This window comes from Micromonospora sp. NPDC001898 (assembly GCF_042891255.1).
In the GTDB taxonomy this organism is placed as follows: Bacteria; Actinomycetota; Actinomycetes; order Mycobacteriales; family Micromonosporaceae; genus Micromonospora.
In genome coordinates, this window is sequence record NZ_JBIATC010000001.1 from 469272 (window position 1) to 496089 (window position 26818).

Consider the following 26818-nt stretch of genomic DNA (forward strand, 5'->3'; position numbering starts at 1 on the left):
CCGGCTGGACCCGCCGCGGCGGTGTAGCTCAGATGGCAGAGCAAGCGGCTCATAATCGCTGTGTCGCCGGTTCAATTCCGGCCACCGCTACTCTCGTCCCTCGGGCTCGTTCCCGGTGGTCGTTGGGATGGGCGCTACAGGCGCCCACTTTGCATGTCCGCGCCCCCAGCACATAGGCTGAGGCGTTGTAGTTGTTGACCGTTAGCGAGGAAGGCACTCCGCCGTGGCGAAGGCTACCGATGTCCGGCCGAAGATCACTTTGGCGTGTGTGGAGTGCAAGGAGCGCAACTACATCACGCGCAAGAACCGCCGCAACAACCCGGACCGCATCGAGCTGAAGAAGTTCTGCCCCCGGGACGGCCGGCACACGGCCCACCGCGAGACCCGCTGACCCGCCGCCGGCGCGAGCCGGCCGCACGACACCCGATCGTCGATCCGGAACGGATGCGCGGCTTCTTCCGCGCGTTCGCCCCCGGGTCGGCTTTCGTGCTTTCCGTGTAGGTTCTCGGCATGCCCTTGGACCAGTCCTTCGTCGGCCGGACCTATCCGCCGACCGCCCCCTACCAGGTGGGCCGAGAGAAGATCCGCGAGTTCGCCACGGCGATCGGCGCCACCGACCCCGCGTACCACGATCCCGAGGCCGCCCGGGCGCTCGGTCACCCGGACGTGGTCGCCCCGCCGACCTTCCCCGTGGTCCTGACGATGGCCGCCAGCCGGCAGATCATCGACGACCCGGCGATCGGCGTCGACTACAGCCGGGTGGTCCACGGCGACCAGCGGTTCGCCTACACCCGTCCGGTGGTGGCCGGCGACGAGCTGGTCTGTGCGAACACGATCGAGGACATCAGCAGCCGGGGCGGGCACGACTTCCTGACCACCCGCACCGACGTCACCACGGCCGCCGGCGAGCCGGTGGTCGCCGTCTGGTCCAAGCTCGTCGTACGCGGGGAGGCCTGACGTGGAACTGCCCACCAAGACCTTCCGGGTCACCCGGGCCGACCTGGTCCGCTACGCGGGCGCCTCGGGCGACTTCAACCCGATCCACTGGAGCGACCGGTTCGCCACCGGCGTCGGCCTGCCCGGGGTGATCGCGCACGGGATGTTCACCATGGCGCTGGTCGGCCGGGCGGTGACCGAGTGGGCCGGCGCGCCCGACGCGGTGGTCGACTACGGGGTCCGGTTCACCCGTCCGGTGCCCGTTCCCGACGATGACGACGGCACCGAGGTCGAGGTGACCGCCAAGGTCAAGGACACCACCGAAGAGGGCCTGACCAGGATCGACATCATCGCGACGTGCCGCGGACAGAAGGTTCTCTCGCAGGCCCGGGCGGTGATCCGGACACCCCGCTGAGGGGGCTCCGCCACGCGGGGAGGTGGACCAGTTGGGAAAGTGGCCTCGCTACCCGTACACTGGTCCGCCGTGGGGCAAGTGACCCCGCCCGGTGCTGCACGACCGGGTCGGGGGAGCATCGCCACACAGGGGTGTAGCTCAATTGGCAGAGCAGCGGTCTCCAAAACCGCAGGCTGCAGGTTCAAGTCCTGTCACCCCTGCGCCTCAGGCCTGACCGTTCCCGTGGGTCGCGCCGCCAACCGGCGGCGTCCGGCCCGTGGTGGTGGCATCGGCGGGGTGGTCCCGAGGCATCGGGCCCATCCGTCGATCCGCCGGCCGCGGCCCGTCGCGGGACGGTTGGTCCGGCCGGCGTGACCAGCGCCGCGTACGCCGCACCGGCGTGCGACCCCGATTCCCGCGACGGAGGGCGAAGTGGCCGAGAATAAGCGGCGCAGCGAGGACGCCGGCGACGACGACCGTCTGAACGACGATGTCGTCGACGACGTGGCCGCCGACGACGCCACCGACGCGGACGAGCCGGTCTCCCGTGGCGGCACGGCGACCCGGGCGCGGGCGAAGGCTGAGTCGGCCGACGAGAGAAAGACCCGCAAGGACACCGAGCGGGTGGGGCCGTTCGCCCGCATCGCGCGGTTCTTCCGCGAGGTCGTGGCCGAGCTGCGTAAGGTCATCTGGCCTACCCGCAAGGAGCTGCTGACCTACACCGCCGTGGTCGTCACCTTCGTCGCGGTGATGCTGACGATCGTGGCCGGCTTGGACTACGCCTTCGCGAAGGGCGTGCTGTGGGTCTTCGGCAACCCCAGCTGACCGGCTGACTCAAGCCGATAGTGACGGAAGTGAGCGAGCGTGCCTGAGTACGACGAGACCGCCGAGACCACGGACGAGCAGTCCGCGGTGGCGACGGCGGCCAACGATGAGTCGGTCGAGGCCGCCAGCGAGCCGGACTTTCCGACCACCGAGCCCGCACCGGAAGAGGACTTCGACCCGGTCGCGGAGCTGCGTCAGAAGCTGCGCTACGCGCCGGGCGACTGGTACGTGGTGCACTCGTACGCCGGCTACGAGAACAAGGTCAAGACCAACCTCGAGACCCGGATCACCTCCCTCGACATGGAGGACTACATCTACCAGGTCGAGGTGCCGACCCGGGAAGAGATCGAGGTCAAGAACGGCAAGCGGTCCCAGATCCAGGCCAAGGTGTTCCCCGGCTACATCCTGGTCCGGATGGAGCTGACCGCGGAGTCCTACTCCTGCGTGCGTAACACCCCCGGGGTCACCGGGTTCGTGGGTGCGACCGACCGGGCCGACCGGCCGGCGCCGCTGAGCCTCGATGAGGTGCTCAAGTGGCTCGCCCCGGCGGTCGAGACCGGGCAGAAGAAGGCCAAGCCCGAGATCAGGGTGCTGGACTTCGAGGTGGGCGACTCGGTCACCGTCACCGACGGCGCGTTCGCCTCGCTGCCGGCGACGATCAGCGAGATCAACGCCGACCAGCAGAAGCTCAAGGTGCTGGTGTCGATCTTCGGTCGGGAGACCCCGGTCGAGCTGAACTTCAACCAGGTCACCAAGATCTGACGTTCCGGTCGCCGGCGGTGGGGCAGCAGCCCGCCGCCGGCGTCTCCGTTCCGCCCCTCGCCGGACCTCGGCGGAGGGGCGGCGGAGCACTGCGCTACTCTAGAACGTCGGTCGTCGCATCGCGCTGACCGTGCGCGCCCCCGGCCGGCACCTTTCCCAGTTCCAAGCCCCAGGAAGTGACATGCCTCCGAAGAAGAAGAAGCTCGTCAAGACGTTCACGCTTCAGCTGAAGGCGGGCCAGGCCACGCCGGCGCCGCCGGTCGGCCCCGCGCTCGGCCAGCACGGCGTGAACATCATGGAGTTCTGCAAGACCTACAACGCGCAGACCGAGTCCCAGCGGGGCGACATCGTCCCCGCCGAGATCAGCGTCTACGAGGACCGCTCCTTCACCTTCGTGCTGAAGACCCCGCCCGCCGCCCGGCTGCTGATCAAGGCCGCCGGTGCCGAGAAGGGTTCCGGCGTGCCGCATAGCCAGAAGGTCGGCTCCGTCACCCGCGCCCAGCTGCGGGAGATCGCCGAGAAGAAGATGGCTGACCTCAACGCCAACGACATCGACCAGGCTCAGAAGATCATCGCCGGCACCGCCCGGTCGATGGGCATCACCGTCTCCGACTGACCTCGGTCACCGCTTCCCCGTCATTTCGTGGGAGGGCGCGCGGTCACCGCGGCCCGCCATAGACCACAGGAGTAGCAAGAAATGCAGCGCAGCAAGACCTACCGCAAGGCCGCCGAGGTCATCGACCGGTCGAAGCTCTACACCCCGGCCGAGGCTGTCAAGATCGCCAAGGACACCACCAACGCCAAGTTCGACGCCACGGTCGAGGTCGCCATGCGCCTCGGCGTCGACCCCCGCAAGGCGGACCAGATGGTCCGTGGCGTGGTCAACCTGCCGCACGGCACCGGCAAGACCGCCCGCGTGATCGTCTTCGCCTCCGGCGCGAAGGCCGAGGAGGCCGCCGCCGCCGGTGCGGACGAGGTGGGCACCGACGAGCTCGTCGCCCGGATCCAGGGTGGTTGGCTCGACTTCGACGCGGCGATCGCCACCCCGGACCAGATGGCCAAGATCGGCCGGATCGCGCGGATCCTGGGCCCGCGCGGCCTCATGCCGAACCCGAAGACCGGCACGGTGACCATGGACGTCACCAAGGCCGTCTCGGACATCAAGGGCGGCAAGATCACCTTCCGGGTGGACAAGCACTCCAACCTCCACCTGATCATCGGCAAGGCCTCGTTCTCCGAGTCCCAGCTGGTCGACAACTACGCCGCCGTCCTCGACGAGGTGCTGCGGGCCAAGCCGTCGGCGTCGAAGGGCAAGTACCTCAAGAAGGTCACCCTCACCACCACGATGGGCCCGGGCGTTCCGGTCGACCCGAACCTGGTCAAGAACCTCCAGGAGGGCGTGACCGAGGCCTGAGCACCGCTGCCTCGACGGGGCCCCGCCACGACTACGTGGCGGGGCCCTTTCCGTCTCTCCGGTGTGGCAGGCTCGCGGCATGCGGTGGGAGGGTGTGTGGCTGCGGTACCACCGGCGCGGCCCGTGGGTGCTGCGGGAGACCAGCCTGCGGCTCGACCCGGGCGAGGTCGCCGTGGTGCTCGGCCGCAACGGTGTCGGCAAGTCCACTCTGCTCCAGTTGGCGGCCGGGGTGCTCCGGCCGACCCGGGGCCGGGTCGTCGACCGCCCGCGGCACGTCGGCTGGGTGCCGGAGCGGTTCCCTGCCGACCAGCCGTTCACCGTGGGGCGTTACCTGACCGGGATGGCCCGGGTGGCCGGACTGGATGGGGGCGAGGCGGAGCTGGCGGTCGACCGGTGGACCGAACGGCTGGGCCTGACGCGGTTTCGCGGCGTGCGCCTCCCCGAGCTGTCCAAGGGCACGGCCCAGAAGGTGGGCCTGGCCCAGGCGATGCTGCGGCGGCCCGATCTGCTCATCCTCGACGAGCCGTGGGAAGGCCTCGATGCCGCCGCCCGGGAACTGGTCCCCGGGCTGATCGGCGAGGTGCTGGCGGCCGGCGGGTCGGTGCTCGTCAGCGACCATCGGGGCGAGACGGCACGGCTGCCGGGAGCCGCCCGCTGGGCCGTCGCCGACGGCACCGTCACCGCGCAGGCGTCGGCCGACGCGCAGGCCGACGCGCTCGTCGTGGTCGAGGTCGCGGTGCCGGCCGCGCGGGTGGCCGGCACTGTCGCCCGGTTGCGCGCCGACGGCCACCACGTCCTACGGGTACGCTCCGACGCCGCCCCGCCCGACGCCCTCGCCAGTAAGCCGGCCGCCCCCGCCGCCGGGGAACTGCTCGCGACGGTTGCTGGGGATCCGGCCGCCCCCGCCGCCGGTGGCCCGCCCGCCTCCGCCGTCAGAGAGCCGGGCGTTGCTGCCGTCGGGGAGCCGGCTGCTCCCGTCGTCGTCGCCCCGGCCGTACCCGTCGCGCTCCCGATCAGCGGCCCGCCGGGCCCTGCCGACGGGGCGGGCGGGGACGTGCCGGCCTCAGGGCCGGCAGGGCGGGTGAGCCGGTGAGTGCGCTGGTCCGGCTGAGGCTGGCCGGCTTCCTGCGTACCGGACGGGCGGTCGCGCCCCTGCTGGCCGGCCTGCTCGCCCTCGGCGTCCTCTACGGCGGTGGACGGGCCCAGCCTGGCGAGGCGTACGGCGTTTCGGCGGTGGTGCTGTTCCCGGTACTGGCCTGGCAGACCAAGATCCTGCTCGACGTCGAGCCGGACGTGCAGCGCCGGCTGGCACTGGTGCTCGCCGGGGCGGCCCGGGAACGGGCCGCCGGGCTGCTCGCGGCGGTCGTGGCCGGGCTCGGTACGGTCGCCACCGGGCTGGTCTACCCGTGGCTGGTGGGCGGGGTGACCAGCCAGGTGCCGCCGGGCGGCCGGTCGCTGGCCGCCGGTGTCGCCCTCGGCGTCTGGGCGCACCTGCTCGCCCTGCCGGCAGCCGTGGCGCTCGGCGCGCTGGCCAGCCGGGCTGTCACGGGCAGCGCCGGGTACGGCGTCGCGGTGCTGGCGCTCGGCGTGGTCGGCACGCTGGTCCTGGGTCTCTCCGACTCGGTGGTCCCGTGGTTGGCGCCGCCGGTGATGTCCACCGCCCGGGCCGCCGCCGCCGGACCGTCCGGCGCGACCCTGGCCCTGCTCAGCGGGTGGGGGGTCGCCTGGAGCGCGACGGCCCTGGCCGCGTACGCCTGGCGCCGGCGGGTCCGCGTCTGATCGCGACCGTCCGGGGTGCCGCACGCTGCGCCCTCCCGGGCCGCTGAGGGCCCCGGTGCACGGTGAACGGGGTCGATCACCGGTGGGGGAGTGACCGGGCGCACCCGGGGGCGATTTGGCGGTCACGGGCGGGTCGCGTAGCCTAGGGGCGAAGTAACACCCAGAGACCGCTGGTCACCGTGCCCCGGCACGGTCGAAGGTCCCGCTTCGACGGGCGACCCGCGCAGGGCGGCAAGCGAAACTTGGCCGTGTTCCCGTGGTCCGCCGACTGCGGTGCGACCGGCCGCCCCTCGCCCCGTGCGCCCTGCGCCGGGGCGTTTCTCGTTGTCATGGCCCTCCGGTACCGCGGAAGCCTGCCGGCTTCCCGGTGGACCAGCCTGGAGCAACGAGAGAGGAGGGACATGGCGGACAAGCCGATCCGGGCCGACAAGGCCACGGCCGTCGTCGAGCTGACCGAGAACTTCCGCAACGCGGGCGCTACGGTGCTGACCGAGTACCGTGGTCTGACGGTTTCCCAGCTCACCCAGCTGCGGCGCTCGCTCGGCAAGGAGACCACCTACACGGTCGCGAAGAACACGCTGGCGAAGCGTGCCGCGACCGACGCGGGCATCTCCGGGCTCGACGAGCTGTTCACCGGTCCTACCGCGCTGACTTTCGTTTCGGGCGACGTCGTCGAGGCGGCGAAGGGGCTTCGCGACTTCGCGAAGGCCAACCCGAAGCTTGTCATCAAGGGCGGCGTCTTCGAGGGCAAGGCCATTTCCGCGGCCGAGGTCACGAAGCTTGCCGACCTGGAGTCCCGCGAGGTGCTGCTGGCCAAGCTGGCCGGCGCGATGAAGGGCAACCTGAGCAAGGCCGCGGCCCTGTTCCAGGCCCCGCTGTCGAAGACCGCTCGTGTCGCGGCAGCCCTGCAGGACAAGCGCGAGAAGGAGGGCGCCGAGGCGGCCTGAGGCCCCGCGGCGCACCCACGTTCTTAGTCAAACATTAGGAAAGGACGCCAGATATGGCGAAGCTCAGCACCGACGAGCTGCTTGACGCGTTCAAGGAGATGACGCTGATCGAGCTCTCCGAGTTCGTGAAGCAGTTCGAGGTGACCTTCGAGGTCACCGCCGCGGCTCCGGTCGCGGTTGCCGCCGGGGGCGCTGCCCCGGCCGCCGCCGAGGCCGAGCCGGAGAAGGACGAGTTCGACGTCGTCCTTGAGGCCGCAGGTGGCAAGAAGATCCAGGTCATCAAGGTCGTGCGTGAGCTGACCGGCCTGGGCCTGAAGGAGGCCAAGGACCTTGTCGAGGCCGCGCCGAAGGCGGTCCTGGAGAAGGTCAACAAGGAGGCCGCCGACAAGGCCAAGGGCAAGCTCGAGGGCGAGGGTGCCACGGTCATCCTCAAGTAATTGGGGCTGACCGGGCGCGGGCCCGGCTCAGGTTCACGTGAGCCGGGGCGTACTCCGACACGGCGGGCGACGATCTCGAATTTGGATCGTCGCCCGCCGTGTTCGTGGTGGGACCGCCAGCAACGTTCTGAGCAGGGCGTGGACGCCCGGCAACCGGCGGTACGGCCGGAGCGGAGGTCGTCCGTCGGTGGGAAACACGTGTCGCCGGCGAGACCGGCTCTTGACGCGGCCCTGGGCCGCCAGGCACCCTGACACCTGCAAGACCTTCCGCGCTTGCAACGGCCACCTCTTGGGTATTGGCAGCGGCGGCACCACCGGCCGCCGCACCCGAGCGGATCCGTAGGTCCGCCGCGTTCCGAGCGGCCCGGTCGTCCCTCTTTCGGGGGACGCCGAGGCGCGTTCCGCGACGACCTGCGGGCTGGGCTGGACAGCGGTTAGCCTCTCGGCTACACTGCTAGTTTGCGCTGCCTTCCGACTTGACCCCTGCGCAGAAATGTCCGATTGCGGGTATTTCTGGTGGGGATATTGGAGTGCACGCGTACCAGCCGTTCTGCAGCACCGGTCCTCGGAAGGACGCATCTTGGCAGCTTCCCGCCCTGCGAAGACCAGTCGTACGTCGAGCGCTTTCGCTCCCCGCCGAGTCTCTTTCGGCAGGATCACCGAACACCTCGAGGTCCCCAACCTCCTCGCCATTCAGAACGAGTCCTTCGACTGGCTCGTCGGCAACGAGGGTTGGCAGGGCCGGTCGGCGGACGACCCGCACGCACGCTCGGGTCTCGCGGAAATTCTCGAAGAGATCAGTCCTATTGAGGACTTCTCCGGCACCATGTCGCTCTCCTTCTCGGCACCGCGCTTCGACGAGGTCAAGGCCTCGATCGAGGAGTGCAAGGAGAAGGATCTGACCTACTGCGCCCCGCTGTTCGTGACCGCGGAGTTCACCAACAACACCACCGGCGAGATCAAGAGCCAGACGGTGTTCATGGGTGACTTCCCGATGATGACGCCGAAGGGCACCTTCATCATCAACGGCACCGAGCGCGTCGTGGTCAGCCAGCTCGTCCGCTCGCCGGGCGTGTACTTCTCGAAAGAGCCGGACAAGACCTCCGACCGCGACCTCTCCAGCGTCAAGGTCATCCCGAGCCGGGGTGCCTGGCTGGAGTTCGACATCGACAAGCGCGACACGGTCGGCGTCCGCATCGACCGCAAGCGCCGGCAGGCCGTCACGGTCCTGCTCAAGGCCATCGGTTGGTCCGCCGAGCGGATCCGCGAGAAGTTCGGCTGGTCCGAGCTGCTGATGACCACGCTCGAGAAGGACCACATCGCCGGCGCCGACGAGGCGTTGCTCGACATCTACCGGAAGCTCCGCCCTGGCGAGCCGCCGACCCGTGAGAACGCCCAGACCCTGCTCGACAACCTCTTCTTCAACCCGAAGCGGTACGACGTCGCCAAGGTCGGTCGGTACAAGTTCAACAAGAAGCTCGAAGTGGGCGTGCCGATCACCACCGGCACCCTGACCGAGGACGACATCGTCGCCACCGTGGAGTACCTCTGCCGGCTGCACGCCGGCGAGGACGGCTACGAGGCCGACGACATCGACCACTTCGGCAACCGGCGCCTGCGCACCGTGGGCGAGCTGATCCAGAACCAGGTCCGGGTCGGCCTGTCCCGGATGGAGCGGGTCGTCCGCGAGCGGATGACCACCCAGGACGTCGAGGCGATCACGCCGCAGACCCTGATCAACATCCGTCCCGTCGTGGCGGCGATCAAGGAGTTCTTCGGCACGTCGCAGCTGTCCCAGTTCATGGACCAGACCAACCCGCTGGCGGGCCTGACCCACCGGCGCCGGCTGAGCGCGCTCGGCCCGGGTGGTCTGTCCCGGGAGCGGGCCGGCTTCGAGGTCCGCGACGTGCACCCGTCCCACTACGGCCGGATGTGCCCGATCGAGACGCCGGAAGGCCCGAACATCGGCCTGATCGGCGCGCTCTCCACCTTCGCCCGGGTCAACCCGTTCGGCTTCATCGAGACGCCGTACCGGAAGGTCGTCGAAGGTCGGGTCACCGACCAGATCGACTACCTGACCGCGGACGAGGAGGACCGGTTCGTCAAGGCGCAGGCCAACGCGCGGCTGAAGGCCGACGGCACGTTCGCCGAGGACCGGGTCCTGTGTCGCCGTAAGGGTGGCGAGACCGAGGACGTGGTCCCCGGCGCCGTCGACTACATGGACGTGTCGCCGCGGCAGATGACCTCGGTCGCGACCGCGATGATCCCGTTCCTCGAGCACGACGACGCCAACCGGGCACTGATGGGCGCGAACATGCAGCGCCAGGCGGTGCCGCTGGTCAAGGCCGAGTCGCCGTTGGTCGGCACCGGCATGGAGTACCGCGCCGCCGTCGACGCCGGTGACGTGGTCGTGGCCGAGGTCGGCGGTGTCATCGAGGACCTCTGCGCCGACTACATCACCATCCACCAGGACGACGGCCATCGCCGGACGTACCTGCTGCACAAGTTCCGCCGCTCCAACGCCGGCTCCTGCGTCAACCAGAAGCCGGTCGTCTTCGAGGGCGACCGCGTCGAGGCCGGTCAGGTCATCGCCGACGGTCCGTGCACCGACGAGGGCGAGATGGCGCTCGGGCGCAACCTGCTGGTGGCGTTCATGTGCTGGGAGGGCCACAACTACGAGGACGCGATCATCCTGTCGCAGCGCCTCGTGCAGCAGGACGTGCTCACCTCGATCCACATCGAGGAGCACGAGGTCGACGCCCGGGACACCAAGCTCGGCCCGGAGGAGATCACCCGCGACATCCCGAACGTCAGCGAGGAGATGCTCGCCGACCTCGACGAGCGCGGCATCATCCGGATCGGCGCCGAGGTCGTCCCCGGCGACATCCTGGTCGGCAAGGTCACGCCCAAGGGTGAGACCGAGCTGACCCCGGAGGAGCGGCTGCTCCGCGCGATCTTCGGCGAGAAGGCGCGCGAGGTCCGGGACACCTCGCTGAAGGTGCCGCACGGCGAGACCGGCACGGTCATCGGCGTGCGTACCTTCTCCCGCGAGGACGGCGACGAGCTGCCGCCGGGCGTCAACGAGCTGGTCCGGGTCTACGTCGCCCAGAAGCGGAAGATCCAGGACGGCGACAAGCTCGCCGGCCGGCACGGCAACAAGGGCGTCATCTCGAAGATCCTGCCGATCGAGGACATGCCGTTCCTGGAGGACGGCACCCCGGTCGACATCGTGCTGAACCCGCTGGGTGTTCCGTCCCGGATGAACATCGGCCAGGTGCTGGAGACGCACCTCGGCTGGGTGGCCAAGACGGGCTGGAGCGTGGACGGCGACGACACCGACTGGAAGCGCCAGCTGCGCTCCATCGAGGCGCACGAGTCCGAGCCGGACACCAACGTGGCCACGCCGGTCTTCGACGGCGCCCGCGAGGAGGAGATCTCCGGTCTGCTCTCGTCGACCCTGCCCAACCGGGACGGCAAGCAGCTGATCGGCTCCACCGGCAAGGCGCAGCTGTTCGACGGCCGCTCGGGCGAGCCGCTGCCGGACCCGATCGCGGTCGGTTACATCTACATCCTGAAGCTCAACCACCTGGTCGACGACAAGATCCACGCCCGGTCGACCGGCCCGTACTCGATGATCACCCAGCAGCCGCTGGGTGGTAAGGCGCAGTTCGGTGGCCAGCGCTTCGGTGAGATGGAGTGCTGGGCGATGCAGGCGTACGGCGCCGCGTACGCCCTGCAGGAGCTGCTCACGATCAAGTCGGACGACGTCCTGGGCCGGGTCAAGGTCTACGAGGCGATCGTCAAGGGCGAGAACATCCCGGAGCCGGGCATTCCGGAGTCGTTCAAGGTGTTGCTCAAGGAGCTGCAGTCGCTGTGCCTCAACGTGGAGGTGCTCTCCAGCGACGGTGTGGCCCTGGAGATGCGCGAGACCGACGACGAGGTGTTCCGGGCCGCGGAGGAGCTGGGCATCGACCTGTCCCGGCGCGAGCCGAGCTCGGTCGAAGAGGTCTGAGGTGAGCGGTCGGGAGCCGACTCGCCGGCTCCCGACCCTACCCATTAGCTAAGCAGTACAGACGACGACATAGGGGACATAGTGCTCGACGTCAACTTCTTCGACGAGCTGCGCATCGGTCTCGCCACCGCCGACGACATCCGTCAGTGGTCGCACGGCGAGGTCAAGAAGCCTGAGACGATCAACTACCGCACCCTCAAGCCGGAAAAGGACGGGCTCTTCTGCGAGAAGATCTTCGGCCCGCAGCGGGACTGGGAGTGCTACTGCGGTAAGTACAAGCGGGTCCGGTTCAAGGGCATCATCTGCGAGCGCTGCGGCGTCGAGGTGACCCGCTCCAAGGTCCGCCGGGAGCGGATGGGTCACATCGAGCTGGCCGCTCCGGTGACCCACATCTGGTACTTCAAGGGCGTGCCGAGCCGGCTGGGTTACCTGCTGGACCTCGCCCCGAAGGACCTCGAAAAGATCATCTACTTCGCCTCGTACGTGATCACGAGCGTGGACGCCGAGTCGCGTCACCGCGACCTCTCGACCATCGAGAACGAGATCCTGGCCGAGAAGCGGCAGGCCGAGAACAGCCGTGACTCGGAGATCGAGAAGCGGGCCGCCAAGCTCGAGGCCGACCTGGCCGAGCTGGAGGCCGAGGGCGCGAAGGCGGACGTCCGGCGCAAGGTCAAGGAGGGCGGAGAGCGCGAGATGCGCCAGATCCGCGACCGGGCCCAGCGCGAGATCGACCGCCTGGACGAGGTGCTCGACACCTTCCGCAAGCTGGACTCGAAGCAGCTGGTCACCGACGAGCTGCTCTACCGGGAGCTGCGCGACCGGTTCGGCGAGTACTTCACCGGCGCGATGGGCGCCGAGGCCATCAAGGCGCTGGTCCAGAACATGGACCTCGCCACCGAGGCCGAGAGCCTGCGCGAGACCATCCGCTCCGGCAAGGGCCAGCGGAAGATCCGGGCGCTCAAGCGGCTCAAGGTCGTCGCGGCGTTCCTGAACACCCGCAACTCGCCGCTCGGCATGGTGCTGGACTGCGTCCCGGTCATCCCGCCGGACCTGCGCCCGATGGTGCAGCTCGACGGTGGCCGCTTCGCGACCTCCGACCTGAACGACCTGTACCGCCGCGTGATCAACCGGAACAACCGCCTCAAGCGGCTGATCGACCTCGGCGCGCCCGAGATCATCGTCAACAACGAGAAGCGGATGCTCCAGGAGGCCGTCGACGCGCTGTTCGACAACGGCCGCCGCGGCCGGCCGGTCACCGGCCCGGGTAACCGCCCGCTCAAGTCGCTGTCCGACATGCTCAAGGGCAAGCAGGGCCGGTTCCGGCAGAACCTGCTCGGCAAGCGCGTCGACTACTCCGGCCGTTCGGTCATCGTGGTCGGCCCGAAGCTGAAGCTGCACCAGTGCGGCCTGCCCAAGCAGATGGCGCTGGAGCTGTTCAAGCCGTTCGTGATGAAGCGGCTGGTGGACCTCAACCACGCGCAGAACATCAAGTCCGCCAAGCGGATGGTCGAGCGGCAGCGGCCGGTCGTGTGGGATGTGCTGGAAGAGGTCATCGGCGAGCACCCGGTGCTGCTGAACCGCGCGCCGACCCTGCACCGACTGGGCATCCAGGCCTTCGAGCCGCAGCTCGTCGAGGGCAAGGCGATCCAGATCCACCCGCTGGTCTGCACCGCGTTCAACGCCGACTTCGACGGTGACCAGATGGCGGTGCACGTGCCGCTGTCCGCCGAGGCTCAGGCCGAGGCGCGGATCCTGATGCTGTCGTCGAACAACATCCTCAAGCCGGCCGACGGCAAGCCGGTCACCATGCCCACCCAGGACATGGTCATCGGCCTCTACCACCTCACCCACCTCAGGGCCGGTGAGAAGGGCGAGGGCCGGCCGTTCAGCTCGGACGCCGAGGCCCGGATGGCCTTCGACGCCAGCGAGCTGCACCTGCAGGCGCCGGTGAGGATCCGCCTGCGCGGGCTGGTCGGGGTCGACAACGGCGTCGGGGCCGAGCCGTGGGTCGCGCCGGAGGGCTGGGTCGAGGGTGACCCGCTCACCGTCGAGACCACCCTGGGTCGGGTGCTGTTCAACGAGACGCTGCCGCAGGGCTACCGCTTCGTGAACTACGAGATCCGCAAGGGGCAGCTCTCCGCGATCGTCAACGACCTGGCCGAGCGCTTCCCGAAGGTGGCGCTGGCCGCCACCCTGGACGGCCTCAAGGAGGCCGGTTTCCACTGGGCGACCTGGTCCGGCGTGACGATCGGCATGGAGGACGTCATCGCTCCGCCGCGCAAGCGGGAGATCCTGGAGAAGTACGAGAAGGAAGCCGACCGGATCGACAAGCAGTACCAGCGGGGTCTGATGACCGCCGAGGAGCGTCGCGGCGAGCTCATCGAGATCTGGACCAAGGCGACCAACGAGGTCGCCAAGGAGATGGACACCGCGTTGCCGCAGGAGAACCCCCTGTGGAAGATGATCCACTCGGGTGCCCGCGGTAACCTGCTCCAGCTCCGTCAGATCGCCGCGATCCGTGGTCTGGTGGCCAACCCGAAGGGCGAGATCATCCCCCGGCCGATCAAGGCCAGCTACCGGGAGGGTCTGTCCGTGCTGGAGTACTTCATCTCCACGCACGGTGCCCGTAAGGGTCTCGCCGACACCGCGCTGCGGACCGCCGACTCGGGTTACCTGACCCGTCGTCTGGTGGACGTGTCGCAGGACGTCATCATCCGCGAGGAGGACTGCGGCACCGACCGGGCCATCCCGATGCAGATCGGCGAGCGGCGCGACGGCAAGCTGTACGTCCACGAGCACGCCGAGACCAGCGTGCACGCCCGTACCCTGGCGGACGACATCAAGGGGCCGGACGGCAACGTTGTCGCCGAGCGCGGCCAGGACGTCAACTCCATCGGAGTCGACCGGATCGTCGCTGCCGGGGTGGAGACGGTGCGGGTGCGCAGCGTGCTCACCTGCGAGTCGAAGCTGGGCGTCTGCGGTGCGTGCTACGGCCGTTCGCTGCCGACCGGCAAGACCGTGGACGTCGGCGAGGCGGTCGGCATCATCGCCGCCCAGTCGATCGGCGAGCCCGGTACGCAGCTGACGATGCGTACGTTCCACACCGGTGGTGTCGCGGGTGAGGACATCACCCAGGGTCTGCCCCGCGTCCAGGAGATCTTCGAGGCCCGGGTCCCGAAGGGCAAGGCGCCGATCGCCGACACCCCGGGCCGGATCCGGATCGAGGACGGCGAGCGGTCGCGGAAGATCATCGTTGTGCCGGACGACGGCAGCGAGGAGATCGTCTACGACAAGATCTCCAAGCGGGTCCGGCTGCGGGCCCACGACGGCGACCACGTCGAGGTCGGCGAGAAGCTCACCGAGGGCACCATCGACCCGCACGAGCTGCTGCGCATCCTCGGCCCGCGCGCGGTCCAGGTCCACCTGACCCAGGAGGTCCAGCAGGTCTACCGCTCGCAGGGTGTGCTCATCCACGACAAGCACATTGAGATCATCATCCGCCAGATGCTGAAGCGGGTGACGGTCATCGACTCCGGCTCGACCGAGTTCCTGCCGGGCGTGCTGGTCGACCGGGCGCTGTTCGAGTCGGAGAACCGCCGGCTCGTCTCCGAGGGCGGCGAGCCCGCCGCCGGTCGCCCGGTGCTGATGGGTATCACCAAGGCCTCGCTGGCCACGGACTCCTGGCTGTCGGCGGCCTCCTTCCAGGAGACCACCCGGGTGCTGACCGACGCGGCGATCAACTCGCGCAGCGACTCGCTGGTCGGCCTCAAGGAGAACGTGATCATCGGTAAGCTCATCCCGGCCGGTACGGGCATCAGCAAGTACCGCAACGTCCGGGTCGAGCCGACCGAGGAGGCCAAGGCCAAGGTCTACTCGATGACCGGCTACCCGGAGACCGACTACGGCTTCGGGCCGGCCAGCGGGCAGGCCGTGCCGCTGGACGACTTCGACTTCGGGTCGTACCGCTAAGCAGTAGGAACGACGAGGCCCCCGGCAGGTGCCGGGGGCCTCGTCGCATCTCGGTTCGGACAGAACCGATGAGAGAGATCTCCCGGCTGGGTGCCGTGCGTGCCGAACCCCCGTCCGGGCGGCGGGGTGGTTCGGGGCGGGGAAGAGGTCGGAGGGGCCGGGTCGCCGACCGGGCCGGAGGGGCATGATGGTGGGCATGACGACCGCACCCGGGCAGGTGCCCGCCGCGCGGCCGGGGCCGCGCCATCCGCTCGATCCTGACCCGGTCCGGTCCAGCAAGGCCCGCGCGGTCTTCGCTCTCGGCCTGATGGGCGCGCTCACCGGGCTCTTCGTCGGTGGGGTGGTGCCGGCCACGCTCGCCCTCGTGCTGGCCCGTCAGGCCCGGCGGGAGGCGTACGCCTCGGGGGGTTTCCTCACCGGCGGGGCCTGGCTGCGGCGGGGGGAGCGGCTCGCCTGGGCGGGGTTGGTCCTGGTCGCGACGACCGTGGTGGTGGCGGTGGTGATCGGGCTGGTCCGGCTAACCGGGCAGCCGTTCGGGCACGACTACGCGCCGAACGTGGACTGACCGTCCCGGGGGATGCGTCCCCGCCCACCCACGAGGGCTGGGGCGGCGGCGGTAGCCTGACCGGTGTCCGTCGCGCGGCGGTGGACAGCGACCGGCGACTGGAGGCCCTCGTGACGGAACCGGCGCGGCCCTCGGGCGATCCGGCGGAGCGACCCGCCGCGCCCCCGGATCCGGCCGGGCCCCCCGCATCGGCGGGGGAGAGCCCGTGGGCCAGGCCGGACGCCGGGCCCCGCATCGCCCCGGAGGTCGCCTCCGTGGAGTACGCGCCGCCGCCGGTCTCCCCGCCGCCCCCACCGGCCGGGAACGTGGAATCTCCTCCGGGTCCGTTCCCGCCGGCCGGTCCCGCGTCGCACCCGGGGGCCGCGCCGCAGGTCGGCTGGCCGTCGCCGGCGGGTCCGTCCGGCGGCGAGCGGCCGTCCGGCCCGTACCCGACGCAGGCGCCCTGGTCCGGGCAACCGGTCGGGGCCCACCCCACAGCCGGACCGGTGGGTTTCCCGGGCCAGCAGGCGGGCCCCGGCTGGGGCGGGCCGGGCCCCGGCTGGGGGCGGGTGCCCCCGCCGCCGCGGGAGGCCCCCCGGCCGCCGAAGCGGGTCGACCCGGTGCCCGGCACCCCGTTCGGCGTGGTGCACCTCGACGTCCCCCCGGTCACCTCAGGGCTCGCGGTCGGCTCGTTGGTGGCCGGGATCGCCTCGGCCCTGGTTTCGCTCCTGGTGATCTGTCTGGGGGCGACCGCGGCCTCGCAGGGGGTCTGGGCCGCCGGCGTGTTCGCGTTCCTCGGGGTGCTGGCCGGGGCGGCGGCCGTGGTGGCCGGTCTGCTCAGCACGCGACAGATCCGGCGACCCGCGTCGCCGCCCGCGGTGCAGTTCACCGGCCGGGGCCTGGCCCTGGCCGGGATCAGTTGCGGCGCTTCGGGCCTGGCGCTCAGCCTGCTCGGTCTGGGCCTGGCGCTGCTCCTCGGCCTCGGCTGAGCCGGTGGTCCGGCGGGCCCGGTGATCGACGGCGTCAGGCGGCCGGCCCGAGGCGTTCGGTCTCCCGGGCCCCGTCGAGGTGGCGGGGGCGGGGCAGCGCGGGCCGGCCGGGTTCCTGCGGGGGCGACCGGGTCGTCTCCGGCGGGGGCCGTTACACTTGTTTCCGTAGGCCCATCGCGGATGGGCAGGCACGACGGTTCGGCCGGCAGGGCGGTGACGCTGTTCTCCGGGACCTCTCCGTTTTGACCTGTGCGGCTGTGATAGGTACTCTTTCCCCTTGCGCCCGGGCCTGCCCGGGCGACTCGTGCGTGCGCTGGACCCGGGCGACCTGGTGATCATGCGGCGACATGACATGGCAAAGACCCGGCGCGGGTGATCGCGGGCCGGTGACAGAAATCCGGTGCGCGCGTGAGCGGCGGCACCGGGACCGTGAGCTGGGCGACACGCCCGACCGCGGGTGCCGGGACCTCCGCAAGGTGGCCCTGGCCGGAATGTAGGAGAGCCTTCCCACCAGGGGCGGTTACGAGTAGACGGCGCGGCCGCCGGATGGCGGCCGAAGGGAGCGGAGAAACCCGGTGCCCACGATTCAGCAGCTGGTCCGAAAGGGCCGCAAGGCCAAGACGACCAAGACCAAAACCCCGGCGCTGAAGGGTTCCCCTCAGCGGCGCGGTGTGTGCACCCGCGTGTACACCACCACCCCCAAGAAGCCGAACTCGGCGCTCCGTAAGGTCGCCCGCGTCAAGCTCAGCAGCCAGATCGAGGTGACCGCCTACATCCCGGGCGTGGGTCACAACCTGCAGGAGCACTCGATCGTGCTCGTCCGCGGCGGCCGGGTGAAGGACCTCCCCGGCGTGCGTTACAAGATTGTTCGCGGTTCGCTGGACACCCAGGGTGTCCGCAACCGCAAGCAGGCGCGCAGCCGTTACGGCGCGAAGAAGGAGAAGAGCTGAGATGCCGCGTAAGGGACCCGCTCCGCGGAAGCCGCTGGTCGCTGACCCGGTGTACAACTCGCCGTTGGTCACCCAGCTGGTGAACAAGATCCTCATGCGCGGTAAGCGTCAGCTCGCCGAGCGTATCGTGTACGCCGCTCTGGAGGGCTGCCGCGAGAAGTCCGGCACTGACCCGGTCGTCACCCTCAAGCGGGCGATGGACAACGTCAAGCCGACCCTCGAGGTGCGCAGCCGTCGCGTCGGTGGCGCCACCTACCAGGTGCCGGTCGAGGTCCGTCCGACCCGCGCGACCACCCTCGGTCTGCGCTGGCTGGTGACGTACTCCAAGGCCCGGCGCGAGAAGACCATGGTCGAGCGGCTCATGAACGAGCTGCTGGACGCGAGCAACGGCCTGGGTGCCGCCGTCAAGCGGCGCGAGGACACGCACAAGATGGCCGAGTCGAACAAGGCCTTCGCGCACTACCGCTGGTAACACACTTGGTTCCGGCGCCTCTCGGGGCGCCGGAACCGCCACCAGTTGTGTCGAGACGACGATAAGTAGGGATTGAAGTGGCCGCCGCAGACGCGCTCGCCAACGTACGCAACATCGGCATCATGGCTCACATCGATGCCGGTAAGACCACCACCACCGAGCGGATCCTCTTCTACACCGGTATCACGTACAAGATCGGTGAGGTCCACGATGGCGGTGCCGTCATGGACTGGATGGAGCAGGAGCAGGAGCGTGGTATCACCATCACCTCCGCTGCTACCAAGTGTGAGTGGAAGGGCCACACGATCCAGATCATCGACACGCCGGGTCACGTCGACTTCACGGTCGAGGTCGAGCGGTCGCTGCGGGTGCTGGACGGTGCGGTCGCGGTCTACGACGGTGTGGCCGGCGTGGAGCCCCAGACGGAGAACGTCTGGCGTCAGGCCGACAAGTACGACGTCCCGCGGATGTGCTTCGTCAACAAGCTCGACCGGACCGGCGCGGACTTCTTCCGCTGCGTGCAGATGATGATCGACCGGCTCAACGCCACCCCGCTGGTGCTCCAGATCCCGATCGGGCTCGAGGGCGACCACATCGGGATCGTCGACCTGATCGGCATGCGCGCCCTCACCTGGCGCGGGGAGACCCAGAAGGGTGAGGACTACGCGATCGAGGAGATCCCGGCCGACCTCGCCGACTCCGCCGCGGAGTGGCGCGAGAAGCTGGTGGAGACCCTGGCCGACGTCGACGACGCGGTGATGGAGAAGTACCTGGAGGGCGAGGAGATCTCCGTCGAGGAGATCAAGGCCGCCATCCGGCGTGCCACCATCGCCAGCAAGGCCAACCCGGTGCTCTGCGGCTCGGCGTTCAAGAACAAGGGTGTCCAGCCGATGCTCGACGCCGTGGTCGACTTCCTGCCGTCGCCGCTGGACGTCCCGGCGATCGAGGGCACCGCGACCGACGGCGAGACGCCGCTGCAGCGGAAGCCGTCGAAGGCGGAGCCGTTCGCCGGCCTCGCCTTCAAGATTCAGACCGACAAGCACCTTGGCAAGCTCACCTACGTCCGGGTCTACTCCGGCGTGATCGAGACCGGCAACCAGGTGGTCAACTCCACCAAGGACCGCAAGGAGCGGATCGGCAAGATCTACCAGATGCACGCCAACAAGCGGGAAGAGCGCGGCTCGGCCCAGGCTGGCGACATCATCGCGGTGCAGGGTCTGAAGCAGACCACCACCGGTGACACGCTGTGCGACCCGGCGAATCCGGTCATCCTGGAGTCGATGACCTTCCCGGAGCCGGTCATCGAGGTCGCCATCGAGCCGAAGACCAAGGCCGACCAGGAGAAGCTCAGCACCGCCATCCAGCGGCTGGCGGAGGAGGACCCGACCTTCCGCGTCAAGCTGGACGAGGAGACCGGTCAGACGGTCATCTCCGGCATGGGCGAGCTGCACCTGGACATCCTGGTCGACCGGATGCGCCGCGAGTTCAACGTCGAGGCGAACATCGGCAAGCCGCAGGTGGCGTACCGCGAGACCATCCGCCGCAAGGTGGACAAGATCGAGTACACCCACAAGAAGCAGACCGGCGGCTCCGGCCAGTACGCCCGGGTCATCGTCAGCGTGGAGCCGCTGCCGCTGGGCAACGACTCCCCGACGTACGAGTTCGCCAACGCCGTCACCGGCGGCCGTATCCCCCGGGAGTTCATCCCGTCGGTGGACGCTGGCGCCCAGGACGCGCTGCAGTACGGCATCCTGGCCGGCTTCCCGCTGGTCGGTGTCAAGCTGACGCTGCTGGACGGCCAGTACCACGAGGTCGACTCCTCGGAAATGGCGTTCAAGATCGCCGGCTCGATGGTGATGAAGGAGGCGGCCCGCAAGGCCGACCCCGCACTGCTCGAGCCGATGATGGCCGTTGAGGTCACCACTCCTGAGGAGAACATGGGTGACGTCATCGGCGACCTCAACTCCCGCCGTGGCTTGATCCAGGCGATGGAGGAGCGCAGCGGCACCCGCATCGTGAAGGCCCTGGTGCCGTTGTCGGAGATGTTCGGCTACGTCGGCGACCTGCGGTCGAAGACCCAGGGCCGGGCTAGCTACAGCATGCAGTTCGACTCCTACGCCGAGATCCCGCAGAGCGTGGCGAAGGAGATCATCGCCAAGGCTACGGGTGAGTGACGCTCACCTGAGCTGATGGATGAACCGGGGCTGGTCGCGGGAGGGTATCCCCGCCGGCGGCCACCTCGGTCGGGTTGCGTGAGACCGGGCCTGTAGGCTTCATCGCCGCAGAACCCACCAAAGCTCTCCGGCCGCGAGGTCGGAAAGGCTGTCGACAGAGTCCTAAGCGCCGACCTGGCGCGCCGGGGCGAACGAACCAAGAAGTCCACAGGAGGACACCAGTGGCGAAGGCGAAGTTCGAGCGGACTAAGCCGCACGTCAACATCGGCACCATTGGTCACATCGACCACGGTAAGACGACGCTGACGGCGGCCATCACCAAGGTCCTGCACGACCAGTACCCCGACCTGAACCCCTACACGCCGTTCGACCAGATCGACAAGGCGCCGGAGGAGAAGGCCCGCGGTATCACGATCTCGATCGCGCACGTCGAGTACCAGACCGAGTCTCGGCACTACGCGCACGTCGACTGCCCCGGGCACGCCGACTACATCAAGAACATGATCACCGGTGCCGCGCAGATGGACGGCGCGATCCTGGTGGTCGCGGCGACCGACGGCCCGATGCCGCAGACCCGCGAGCACGTGCTGCTGGCCCGCCAGGTCGGCGTGCCGTACATCGTCGTGGCGCTCAACAAGAGCGACATGGTCGATGACGAGGAGCTCCTGGAGCTCGTCGAGCTCGAGGTCCGCGAGCTGCTCTCGTCGCAGGAGTACCCGGGTGACGACCTGCCGGTCGTCCAGGTCTCCGCGCTGAAGGCGCTCGAGGGCGACCCGGTCTGGACCGAGAAGCTGCTCGAGCTGATGAACGCGGTCGACACCGCGATCCCGCAGCCTGAGCGCGAGATCGACAAGCCGTTCCTGATGCCGGTCGAGGACGTCTTCACGATCACCGGTCGTGGCACCGTCGTCACCGGTCGCGTGGAGCGCGGCGTTCTCCTGCCGAACGAGGATGTCGAGCTCGTCGGTATCAAGGAGAAGGGCTTCAAGACCAAGGTCACCGCGATCGAGATGTTCCGGAAGACCCTGGACGACGCCCGCGCAGGCGAGAACGTCGGCCTGCTGCTGCGTGGCACCAAGCGCGACGAGGTCGAGCGCGGCATGGTCGTGGTGAAGCCGGGCTCGAACACCCCGCACACGGAGTTCGAGGCGACGGTCTACATCCTCTCCAAGGAGGAGGGCGGCCGGCACACCCCGTTCTTCCAGAACTACCGTCCGCAGTTCTACTTCCGGACCACGGACGTCACCGGCGTCGTCACGCTGCCCGAGGGCACCGAGATGGTCATGCCGGGCGACAACACCACGATGACCGTGAACCTGATCCAGCCCATCGCGATGGAGGACAACCTCAAGTTCGCGATCCGGGAGGGTGGCCGTACGGTCGGCGCTGGTCGCGTCACCAAGATCATCAAGTGACCTGGGTAACCCCGATTAGCGTTGCCGTCGGTATTGCGGCATACTAGTCAGGTTGCGTAACGACAGTTCGTCGCCCGCGTCCGGCGTCCGCTGGACCTCCGGGTCGTTGAACAGTCGCGCGTAGGGTGGTTGGCTTGTCCCTGGCGGCCAACCACCCTCGCACGGCGTTCAGGTCGCGGGGACGCGATCGGCGCCATGACCCACCGCGCGGTCAGCAGAGCTCCGGAGACCCGGGGCGGAGCCTGGTCCGAGGGCGCGACACGCCCGACCGCGGGGGTCGGCGGAAGTGGGCCTGTGCCAGCCGGTGCAGGTGCCCGCAACACAGCGGCATCGAGAGAAGGAACAGAAGCCACCATGGCGGGACAGAAGATCCGCATCCGGCTCAAGGCCTATGACCACGAGGTCGTCGACTCCTCGGCGCGGAAGATCGTCGAGACGGTGACGCGTACCGGGGCGCAGGTCGCTGGCCCGGTGCCGCTGCCCACGGAGATCAACCGTTTCTGCGTCATCCGTTCGCCGCACAAGTACAAGGACTCGCGCGAGCACTTCGAGATGCGCACTCACAAGCGGCTGATCGACATCATCGACCCGACTCCGAAGACGGTCGACTCGCTCATGCGCCTCGACCTGCCGGCTGGCGTCGACATCGAGATCAAGCTGTAGGGACCGGACAAATGGACAGGCAAGTCAAGGGGATCCTGGGCGCAAAGCTCGGCATGACCCAGGTCTGGGACAACAACCGTGTTGTCCCGGTGACCGTGGTTCAGGCCGGCCCGTGCGTCATCAGCCAGGTTCGTAGCGCCGAGAAGGACGGTTACTCCGCAGTCCAGCTCGCCTACGGCACGATCGACCCGCGCAAGGTGAAGAAGCCGGTCAGCGGGCACTACGCGAAGGCGGACGTGGCGCCGCGCCGACACATCGTCGAGCTGCGCACCGCGGACGCCGCGGACTACTCGCTGGGCCAGGAGGTCACGGTCGAGGAGTTCCCGGCCGGCGTCAGCATCGACGTCACCGGCAGGACCAAGGGCAAGGGCTACGCCGGCCCGATGAAGCGGCACGGCTTCCACGGCCTGCGCGCCAGCCACGGTGTCGAGCGCAAGCACCGCTCACCGGGCTCGATCGGCGCGTGCGCCACCCCGGGTCGCGTCTTCAAGGGCACCCGGATGGCCGGCCGGATGGGTGGCGTTCGCTACACCGTCCAGAACCTGACCGTCCAGGCGGTCGACACCGAGAACAACCTCCTGCTCGTTCGTGGGGCCATTCCCGGTCCCAAGGGCGCGCTGGTCCTGGTCCGCAGCGCGGCCAAGACCAAGGTGAAGAAGGGCGGTGTGGCCAAGTGACCACCGTTGACGTCCTCAACGTCGAAGGCGCCAAGAGCAGCTCCGTCGAGCTGCCCGGCGACATCTTCGACGTCCAGGCCAACCTCGCGCTGATGCACCAGGTCGTGGTGGCCCAGCTCGCGGCAGCCCGCCAGGGCACGCACAAGGCCAAGACCCGCGGCGAGGTCGCCGGCGGCGGCAAGAAGCCGTACAAGCAGAAGGGCACCGGTCGGGCCCGTCAGGGCTCGATCCGCGCGCCGCAGTTCGCCGGCGGTGGCGTGGTCCACGGTCCGGTGCCGCGTGACTACAGCCAGCGGACCCCGAAGAAGATGAAGGCCGCCGCCCTGCGTGGCGCTCTCTCCGACCGGGCCCGCGCTGGCCAGGTGCACGTCGTCGAGGCGTTCGTCTCGGGCGAGAAGCCGTCGACCAAGGCCGCCCTGGCCACGCTGGTCAAGCTGACCGAGGCCACCCGGGTCCTGGTCGTGCTGAGCAGCACCGACGAGCTGAACTGGGTGTCGCTGCGCAATGAGCCGCGGGTGCACCTGATCGAGGCCGGCCAGCTCAACACGTACGACGTGCTGGTGGCCGACGACGTGGTCTTCACCAAGGACGCCCTGGACGAGTTCCTGGGTGTTCCCGCCGAGACCACCGAGGAGGGTGGCAAGTGAGCACGATCGCCGATCCGCGGGACATCATCGTCGCGCCGGTCGTCTCGGAGAAGAGCTACAGCGAGCTGAACCGGAACTGGTACACCTTCCTGGTGCGCCCGGACGCGAACAAGACCGAGATCAAGATCGCTATCCAGCAGATCTTCAACGTCCGCGTCCTGACGGTGAACACGCTCAACCGTGAGGGCAAGCGCAAGCGCACCAAGACCGGTTTCGGTCAGCGCAAGGCCACCAAGCGGGCGATCGTGAAGCTGGCTGACGGTGACCGTATCGAGGCCTTCGGCGGCCCGGTCAGCTGAGGGGTGTAGACAATGGCTATCCGTAAATACAAGCCGACGACGCCGGGCCGGCGTGGCTCGAGCGTCGCCGACTTCGCCGAGATCACCCGGTCGAAGCCCGAGAAGTCGCTGCTGGCGCCGCTGCCGAAGAAGGGTGGGCGTAACGTCCACGGCCGGATCACCACCCGGCACCACGGTGGCGGCCACAAGCGCCAGTACCGTCTGATCGACTTCAAGCGGGTCGACAAGGACGGCATCCCGGCGAAGGTCGCGCACATCGAGTACGACCCGAACCGCACCGCGCGCATCGCGCTGCTGCACTACGCCGACGGCGAGAAGCGCTACATCCTCGCGCCGAAGGACCTGAAGCAGGGCGACGCGGTCGAGTCTGGACCGGGCGCCGACATCAAGCCGGGTAACAACCTGCCGCTGCGCAACATCCCGGTCGGTACCACCATCCACAACGTGGAGCTGCGTCCGGGCGGCGGTGCCAAGCTGGCCCGCTCGGCCGGCGTCGGCGTCCAGCTGCTCGGCCGGGAGGGCGTGTACGCCACCCTGCGTCTGCCGTCCGGTGAGATCCGGCGGGTCGACGTGCGGTGCCGCGCCAGCGTCGGCGAGATCGGCAACGCCGACCAGTCGAACATCAACTGGGGCAAGGCCGGCCGCATGCGGTGGAAGGGCAGGCGCCCGACCGTCCGAGGCGTCGCCATGAACCCGGTCGACCACCCGCACGGTGGTGGTGAGGGTAAGACCTCAGGTGGCCGTCACCCGGTCAACCCGCAGGGTAAGCCCGAGGGCCGCACCCGTCGCAAGGGCCAGCCGAGTGACCGGCTGATCGTTCGCCGCCGCTACGCCACGCGTAAGCGCGGCTGAGGGAGATAAGACATGCCTCGCAGCCTGAAGAAGGGCCCGTTCGTCGACGACCACCTGCTCAAGAAGGTGGAGACGCAGAACGACAAGGGCTCGAAGAACGTCATCAAGACCTGGTCGCGGCGCTCGACGATCATCCCCGAGATGCTCGGCCACACGATCGCCGTGCATGACGGACGCAAGCACGTCCCGGTGTTCGTTACCGAGGCGATGGTCGGGCACAAGCTCGGCGAGTTCGCGCTGACCCGCACGTTCAAGGGTCACGAGAAGGACGACCGGAAGAGCCGCCGGCGCTGACGCCGCGGGCATACGGATAGAGGAACAAGGGGTTACAGCGATGCCAGGAAAGGGCGACGCTCCGGTGCTTCCGGGCGCGCGGGCGATTGCGCGGCACGTGCGCATTTCGCCGATGAAGGCGCGCCGGGTGGTCAACCTCGTCCGCGGCCTGCCCGCGAAGGAGGCGCTTACGGTGCTGCAGTTCGCGCCGCAGGCTGCGAGCGAGCAGGTGTACAAGGTGCTCGCGAGCGCGATCGCGAACGCGGAGAACAACGAGCGGCTGGACCCCGATGCGCTGCTCGTCAGCGAGGCGTTCGTCGACGAGGGCCCGACGATGAAGCGGTTCCGGCCGCGCGCGCAGGGCCGGGCGTACCGGATCCGCAAGCGGACCTGCCACATCACCGTGGCGGTCGAGGCGGTCGCGCCGGCTGCGCCGAAGAAGTCCACGGCGAAGAAGGTCGCCCCGGCGAAGCAGGCCGAGGCCGCTGAGACGGAGAGCAAGACGGAGGGCGCCGAGTAATGGGTCAGAAGGTTCACCCCACTGGGTTCCGGCTCGGCATCTCGACCGACTGGAAGTCCCGCTGGTTCGCGGACAAGCTCTACAAGGACTACATCGGCGAAGATGTCAAGATTCGCCGGATGATGTCCAAGGGCCTCGAGCGTGCCGGCATTTCCAAGGTCGACATCGAGCGCACCCGGGACCGGGTCCGCGTCGACATCCACACCGCCCGGCCGGGCATCGTCATCGGCCGGAAGGGTGCGGAGGCCGACCGGATCCGCGGCGAGCTGGAGAAGCTCACCGGCAAGCAGGTACAGCTGAACATCATCGAGGTGAAGAACCCCGAGTCGGACGCGCAGCTGGTCGCCCAGGGCGTCGCCGAGCAGCTCTCCAGCCGGGTCAGCTTCCGTCGGGCGATGCGCAAGGCGATGCAGTCGGCGATGAAGAACCCGGTATGCAAGGGCATCCGGGTCCAGGTCTCGGGTCGCCTCGGCGGCGCCGAGATGAGCCGGACCGAGTTCTACCGCGAGGGTCGCGTCCCGCTGCACACGCTGCGGGCCAACATCGAGTACGGCTTCTTCGAGGCCCGTACCACCTTCGGCCGCATCGGCGTGAAGGTCTGGATCTACAAGGGTGACGCGGTGCCGGGTCGGGAGACCCCGGCCGAGGCGCCGTCCCGCCCGCGTCGTGAGCGTGCCGACCGCCCCGAGCGTCCGCGCCGTGGTCGGTCCGGTTCGTCCGGCACGACCGCCGGTGGCACCGAGGCCGGCCGGGCTGCCGCGACCACCATCGCGCAGCAGGCTGAGACGCCGAGCGGCGAGCCGATCGACAGCGCTGCTGTCGCCTCGGTCGCTTCGACTCCGGCAGAAACGCAGCAGGAGGGCTGACA

27 protein-coding genes and 2 tRNA genes are annotated in these 26818 nt (G+C 69.2%); all 29 read left to right on the plus strand.

The genetic code is table 11. The features are described from left to right. The first annotated feature begins 17 nt into the window (after window positions 1-17). The 29 genes from ACFYZF_RS02260 (at window position 18) to rpsC (ending at window position 26816) form a co-directional block, all read left to right on the plus strand. Window positions 18-90 (plus strand) — tRNA-Met (locus ACFYZF_RS02260). 133 nt (window positions 91-223) lie between these two features. Further along, a complete protein-coding gene (rpmG, locus tag ACFYZF_RS02265) occupies window positions 224-391 on the plus strand; it encodes a 50S ribosomal protein L33 (protein ID WP_387014966.1) in 168 nt (55 codons plus the stop codon). Window positions 392-510: 119 nt separating this feature from the next. Further along, window positions 511-957: a MaoC family dehydratase N-terminal domain-containing protein gene (locus ACFYZF_RS02270; protein ID WP_387014969.1), complete on the plus strand. Its 447-nt coding sequence runs from the start codon at window positions 511-513 to the stop codon at window positions 955-957. A gap of 1 nt (window position 958) precedes the next feature. Continuing rightward, a complete protein-coding gene (locus ACFYZF_RS02275) occupies window positions 959-1351 on the plus strand; it encodes a MaoC family dehydratase (RefSeq protein WP_387014972.1) in 393 nt (130 codons plus the stop codon). 127 nt (window positions 1352-1478) lie between these two features. After that, window positions 1479-1551: transfer RNA gene (locus ACFYZF_RS02280), tRNA-Trp, on the plus strand. A 211-nt stretch (window positions 1552-1762) separates the two neighbouring features. Next, window positions 1763-2155, plus strand: coding sequence for a preprotein translocase subunit SecE (gene secE / locus ACFYZF_RS02285; RefSeq protein WP_387014975.1), 393 nt, complete (start codon window positions 1763-1765; stop codon window positions 2153-2155). Window positions 2156-2194: 39 nt separating this feature from the next. After that, window positions 2195-2917 (plus strand): transcription termination/antitermination protein NusG, encoded by a 723-nt coding sequence (gene nusG, locus ACFYZF_RS02290; RefSeq protein WP_387014977.1) that lies wholly within the window; start codon window positions 2195-2197, stop codon window positions 2915-2917. A 181-nt stretch (window positions 2918-3098) separates the two neighbouring features. Next, window positions 3099-3533 carry a 50S ribosomal protein L11 gene (gene rplK / locus ACFYZF_RS02295; protein WP_387014980.1) on the plus strand — a complete coding sequence of 145 codons (435 nt, stop codon included), beginning with the start codon at window positions 3099-3101 and terminating at the stop codon, window positions 3531-3533. 81 nt (window positions 3534-3614) lie between these two features. Next, the gene (gene rplA, locus ACFYZF_RS02300) at window positions 3615-4331 is read left to right on the plus strand and encodes a 50S ribosomal protein L1 (protein ID WP_350881996.1); all 717 of its coding nucleotides are present in this window, start codon (window positions 3615-3617) and stop codon (window positions 4329-4331) included. A 79-nt stretch (window positions 4332-4410) separates the two neighbouring features. Then, window positions 4411-5424, plus strand: coding sequence for an ATP-binding cassette domain-containing protein (locus tag ACFYZF_RS02305; protein ID WP_387014983.1), 1014 nt, complete (start codon window positions 4411-4413; stop codon window positions 5422-5424). Beyond that, window positions 5421-6110, plus strand: a complete 690-nt coding sequence (locus ACFYZF_RS02310; RefSeq protein ID WP_387014985.1) for a hypothetical protein — start codon at window positions 5421-5423, stop codon at window positions 6108-6110. The genes ACFYZF_RS02305 and ACFYZF_RS02310 overlap by 4 nt, the downstream gene beginning before the upstream one ends. A gap of 401 nt (window positions 6111-6511) precedes the next feature. Then, window positions 6512-7057 (plus strand): 50S ribosomal protein L10, encoded by a 546-nt coding sequence (gene rplJ / locus ACFYZF_RS02315; RefSeq protein WP_350881990.1) that lies wholly within the window; start codon window positions 6512-6514, stop codon window positions 7055-7057. Window positions 7058-7110: 53 nt separating this feature from the next. Continuing rightward, window positions 7111-7494, plus strand: coding sequence for a 50S ribosomal protein L7/L12 (gene rplL, locus ACFYZF_RS02320; protein WP_387014988.1), 384 nt, complete (start codon window positions 7111-7113; stop codon window positions 7492-7494). Between the two features lie 580 nt (window positions 7495-8074). Next, the gene (locus tag ACFYZF_RS02325; RefSeq protein WP_387014991.1) at window positions 8075-11506 is read left to right on the plus strand and encodes a DNA-directed RNA polymerase subunit beta; all 3432 of its coding nucleotides are present in this window, start codon (window positions 8075-8077) and stop codon (window positions 11504-11506) included. Between the two features lie 81 nt (window positions 11507-11587). Then, complete coding sequence (locus ACFYZF_RS02330) at window positions 11588-15475, plus strand: DNA-directed RNA polymerase subunit beta' (RefSeq protein WP_387014992.1); 3888 nt, start codon at window positions 11588-11590, stop codon at window positions 15473-15475. A 196-nt stretch (window positions 15476-15671) separates the two neighbouring features. Next, the gene (locus ACFYZF_RS02335; RefSeq protein WP_387014995.1) at window positions 15672-16040 is read left to right on the plus strand and encodes a hypothetical protein; all 369 of its coding nucleotides are present in this window, start codon (window positions 15672-15674) and stop codon (window positions 16038-16040) included. Window positions 16041-16639: 599 nt separating this feature from the next. Then, the gene (locus ACFYZF_RS02340; RefSeq protein WP_387016025.1) at window positions 16640-17008 is read left to right on the plus strand and encodes a hypothetical protein; all 369 of its coding nucleotides are present in this window, start codon (window positions 16640-16642) and stop codon (window positions 17006-17008) included. A 575-nt stretch (window positions 17009-17583) separates the two neighbouring features. Next, entirely contained in the window at window positions 17584-17958 is a 375-nt protein-coding gene (gene rpsL / locus ACFYZF_RS02345; RefSeq protein WP_320066535.1) for a 30S ribosomal protein S12, read from the plus strand. Window position 17959: 1 nt separating this feature from the next. Continuing rightward, window positions 17960-18430, plus strand: a complete 471-nt coding sequence (rpsG, locus tag ACFYZF_RS02350; RefSeq protein WP_161685923.1) for a 30S ribosomal protein S7 — start codon at window positions 17960-17962, stop codon at window positions 18428-18430. Window positions 18431-18507: 77 nt separating this feature from the next. Then, on the plus strand, window positions 18508-20604 hold the full coding sequence (fusA, locus tag ACFYZF_RS02355; RefSeq protein WP_387014999.1) for an elongation factor G: 2097 nt from the start codon (window positions 18508-18510) through the stop codon (window positions 20602-20604). A gap of 221 nt (window positions 20605-20825) precedes the next feature. Continuing rightward, window positions 20826-22019 carry an elongation factor Tu gene (tuf, locus tag ACFYZF_RS02360; RefSeq protein WP_387015001.1) on the plus strand — a complete coding sequence of 398 codons (1194 nt, stop codon included), beginning with the start codon at window positions 20826-20828 and terminating at the stop codon, window positions 22017-22019. Between the two features lie 354 nt (window positions 22020-22373). After that, on the plus strand, window positions 22374-22682 hold the full coding sequence (gene rpsJ, locus ACFYZF_RS02365; RefSeq protein WP_007073037.1) for a 30S ribosomal protein S10: 309 nt from the start codon (window positions 22374-22376) through the stop codon (window positions 22680-22682). A gap of 11 nt (window positions 22683-22693) precedes the next feature. Continuing rightward, window positions 22694-23359 (plus strand): 50S ribosomal protein L3, encoded by a 666-nt coding sequence (gene rplC, locus ACFYZF_RS02370; RefSeq protein WP_387015004.1) that lies wholly within the window; start codon window positions 22694-22696, stop codon window positions 23357-23359. After that, window positions 23356-24006 carry a 50S ribosomal protein L4 gene (gene rplD / locus ACFYZF_RS02375; protein ID WP_387015007.1) on the plus strand — a complete coding sequence of 217 codons (651 nt, stop codon included), beginning with the start codon at window positions 23356-23358 and terminating at the stop codon, window positions 24004-24006. The genes rplC and rplD overlap by 4 nt, the downstream gene beginning before the upstream one ends. Further along, on the plus strand, window positions 24003-24305 hold the full coding sequence (gene rplW, locus ACFYZF_RS02380) for a 50S ribosomal protein L23 (RefSeq protein WP_161685913.1): 303 nt from the start codon (window positions 24003-24005) through the stop codon (window positions 24303-24305). Before rplD ends, rplW begins: the two co-directional genes overlap by 4 nt. 12 nt (window positions 24306-24317) lie before the next feature. Beyond that, window positions 24318-25157 (plus strand): 50S ribosomal protein L2, encoded by an 840-nt coding sequence (gene rplB / locus ACFYZF_RS02385; RefSeq protein WP_161685911.1) that lies wholly within the window; start codon window positions 24318-24320, stop codon window positions 25155-25157. 12 nt (window positions 25158-25169) lie between these two features. Next, entirely contained in the window at window positions 25170-25451 is a 282-nt protein-coding gene (rpsS, locus tag ACFYZF_RS02390) for a 30S ribosomal protein S19 (protein WP_007073032.1), read from the plus strand. A 40-nt stretch (window positions 25452-25491) separates the two neighbouring features. Further along, complete coding sequence (gene rplV / locus ACFYZF_RS02395) at window positions 25492-25950, plus strand: 50S ribosomal protein L22 (protein WP_387015011.1); 459 nt, start codon at window positions 25492-25494, stop codon at window positions 25948-25950. Further along, on the plus strand, window positions 25950-26816 hold the full coding sequence (rpsC, locus tag ACFYZF_RS02400) for a 30S ribosomal protein S3 (RefSeq protein WP_161685905.1): 867 nt from the start codon (window positions 25950-25952) through the stop codon (window positions 26814-26816). The genes rplV and rpsC overlap by 1 nt, the downstream gene beginning before the upstream one ends. The last annotated feature ends 2 nt before the right edge of the window (window positions 26817-26818 follow it).

What these genes read in the sequence shown, in the direction of transcription:
- ACFYZF_RS02270 (WP_387014969.1), top strand. Translation starts at nt 511, where the DNA reads ATGCCCTTGGACCAGTCCTTCGTCGGCCGGACCTATCCGCCGACCGCC.
- rplK (WP_387014980.1), top strand. Translation starts at nt 3,099, where the DNA reads ATGCCTCCGAAGAAGAAGAAGCTCGTCAAGACGTTCACGCTTCAGCTG.
- rplA (WP_350881996.1), top strand. Translation starts at nt 3,615, where the DNA reads ATGCAGCGCAGCAAGACCTACCGCAAGGCCGCCGAGGTCATCGACCGG.
- ACFYZF_RS02305 (WP_387014983.1), top strand. Translation starts at nt 4,411, where the DNA reads ATGCGGTGGGAGGGTGTGTGGCTGCGGTACCACCGGCGCGGCCCGTGG.
- rplJ (WP_350881990.1), top strand. Translation starts at nt 6,512, where the DNA reads ATGGCGGACAAGCCGATCCGGGCCGACAAGGCCACGGCCGTCGTCGAG.
- rplL (WP_387014988.1), top strand. Translation starts at nt 7,111, where the DNA reads ATGGCGAAGCTCAGCACCGACGAGCTGCTTGACGCGTTCAAGGAGATG.
- ACFYZF_RS02335 (WP_387014995.1), top strand. Translation starts at nt 15,672, where the DNA reads ATGACGACCGCACCCGGGCAGGTGCCCGCCGCGCGGCCGGGGCCGCGC.
- rpsG (WP_161685923.1), top strand. Translation starts at nt 17,960, where the DNA reads ATGCCGCGTAAGGGACCCGCTCCGCGGAAGCCGCTGGTCGCTGACCCG.
- rpsJ (WP_007073037.1), top strand. Translation starts at nt 22,374, where the DNA reads ATGGCGGGACAGAAGATCCGCATCCGGCTCAAGGCCTATGACCACGAG.
- rplC (WP_387015004.1), top strand. Translation starts at nt 22,694, where the DNA reads ATGGACAGGCAAGTCAAGGGGATCCTGGGCGCAAAGCTCGGCATGACC.
- rplB (WP_161685911.1), top strand. Translation starts at nt 24,318, where the DNA reads ATGGCTATCCGTAAATACAAGCCGACGACGCCGGGCCGGCGTGGCTCG.
- rpsS (WP_007073032.1), top strand. Translation starts at nt 25,170, where the DNA reads ATGCCTCGCAGCCTGAAGAAGGGCCCGTTCGTCGACGACCACCTGCTC.
- rplV (WP_387015011.1), top strand. Translation starts at nt 25,492, where the DNA reads ATGCCAGGAAAGGGCGACGCTCCGGTGCTTCCGGGCGCGCGGGCGATT.
- rpsC (WP_161685905.1), top strand. Translation starts at nt 25,950, where the DNA reads ATGGGTCAGAAGGTTCACCCCACTGGGTTCCGGCTCGGCATCTCGACC.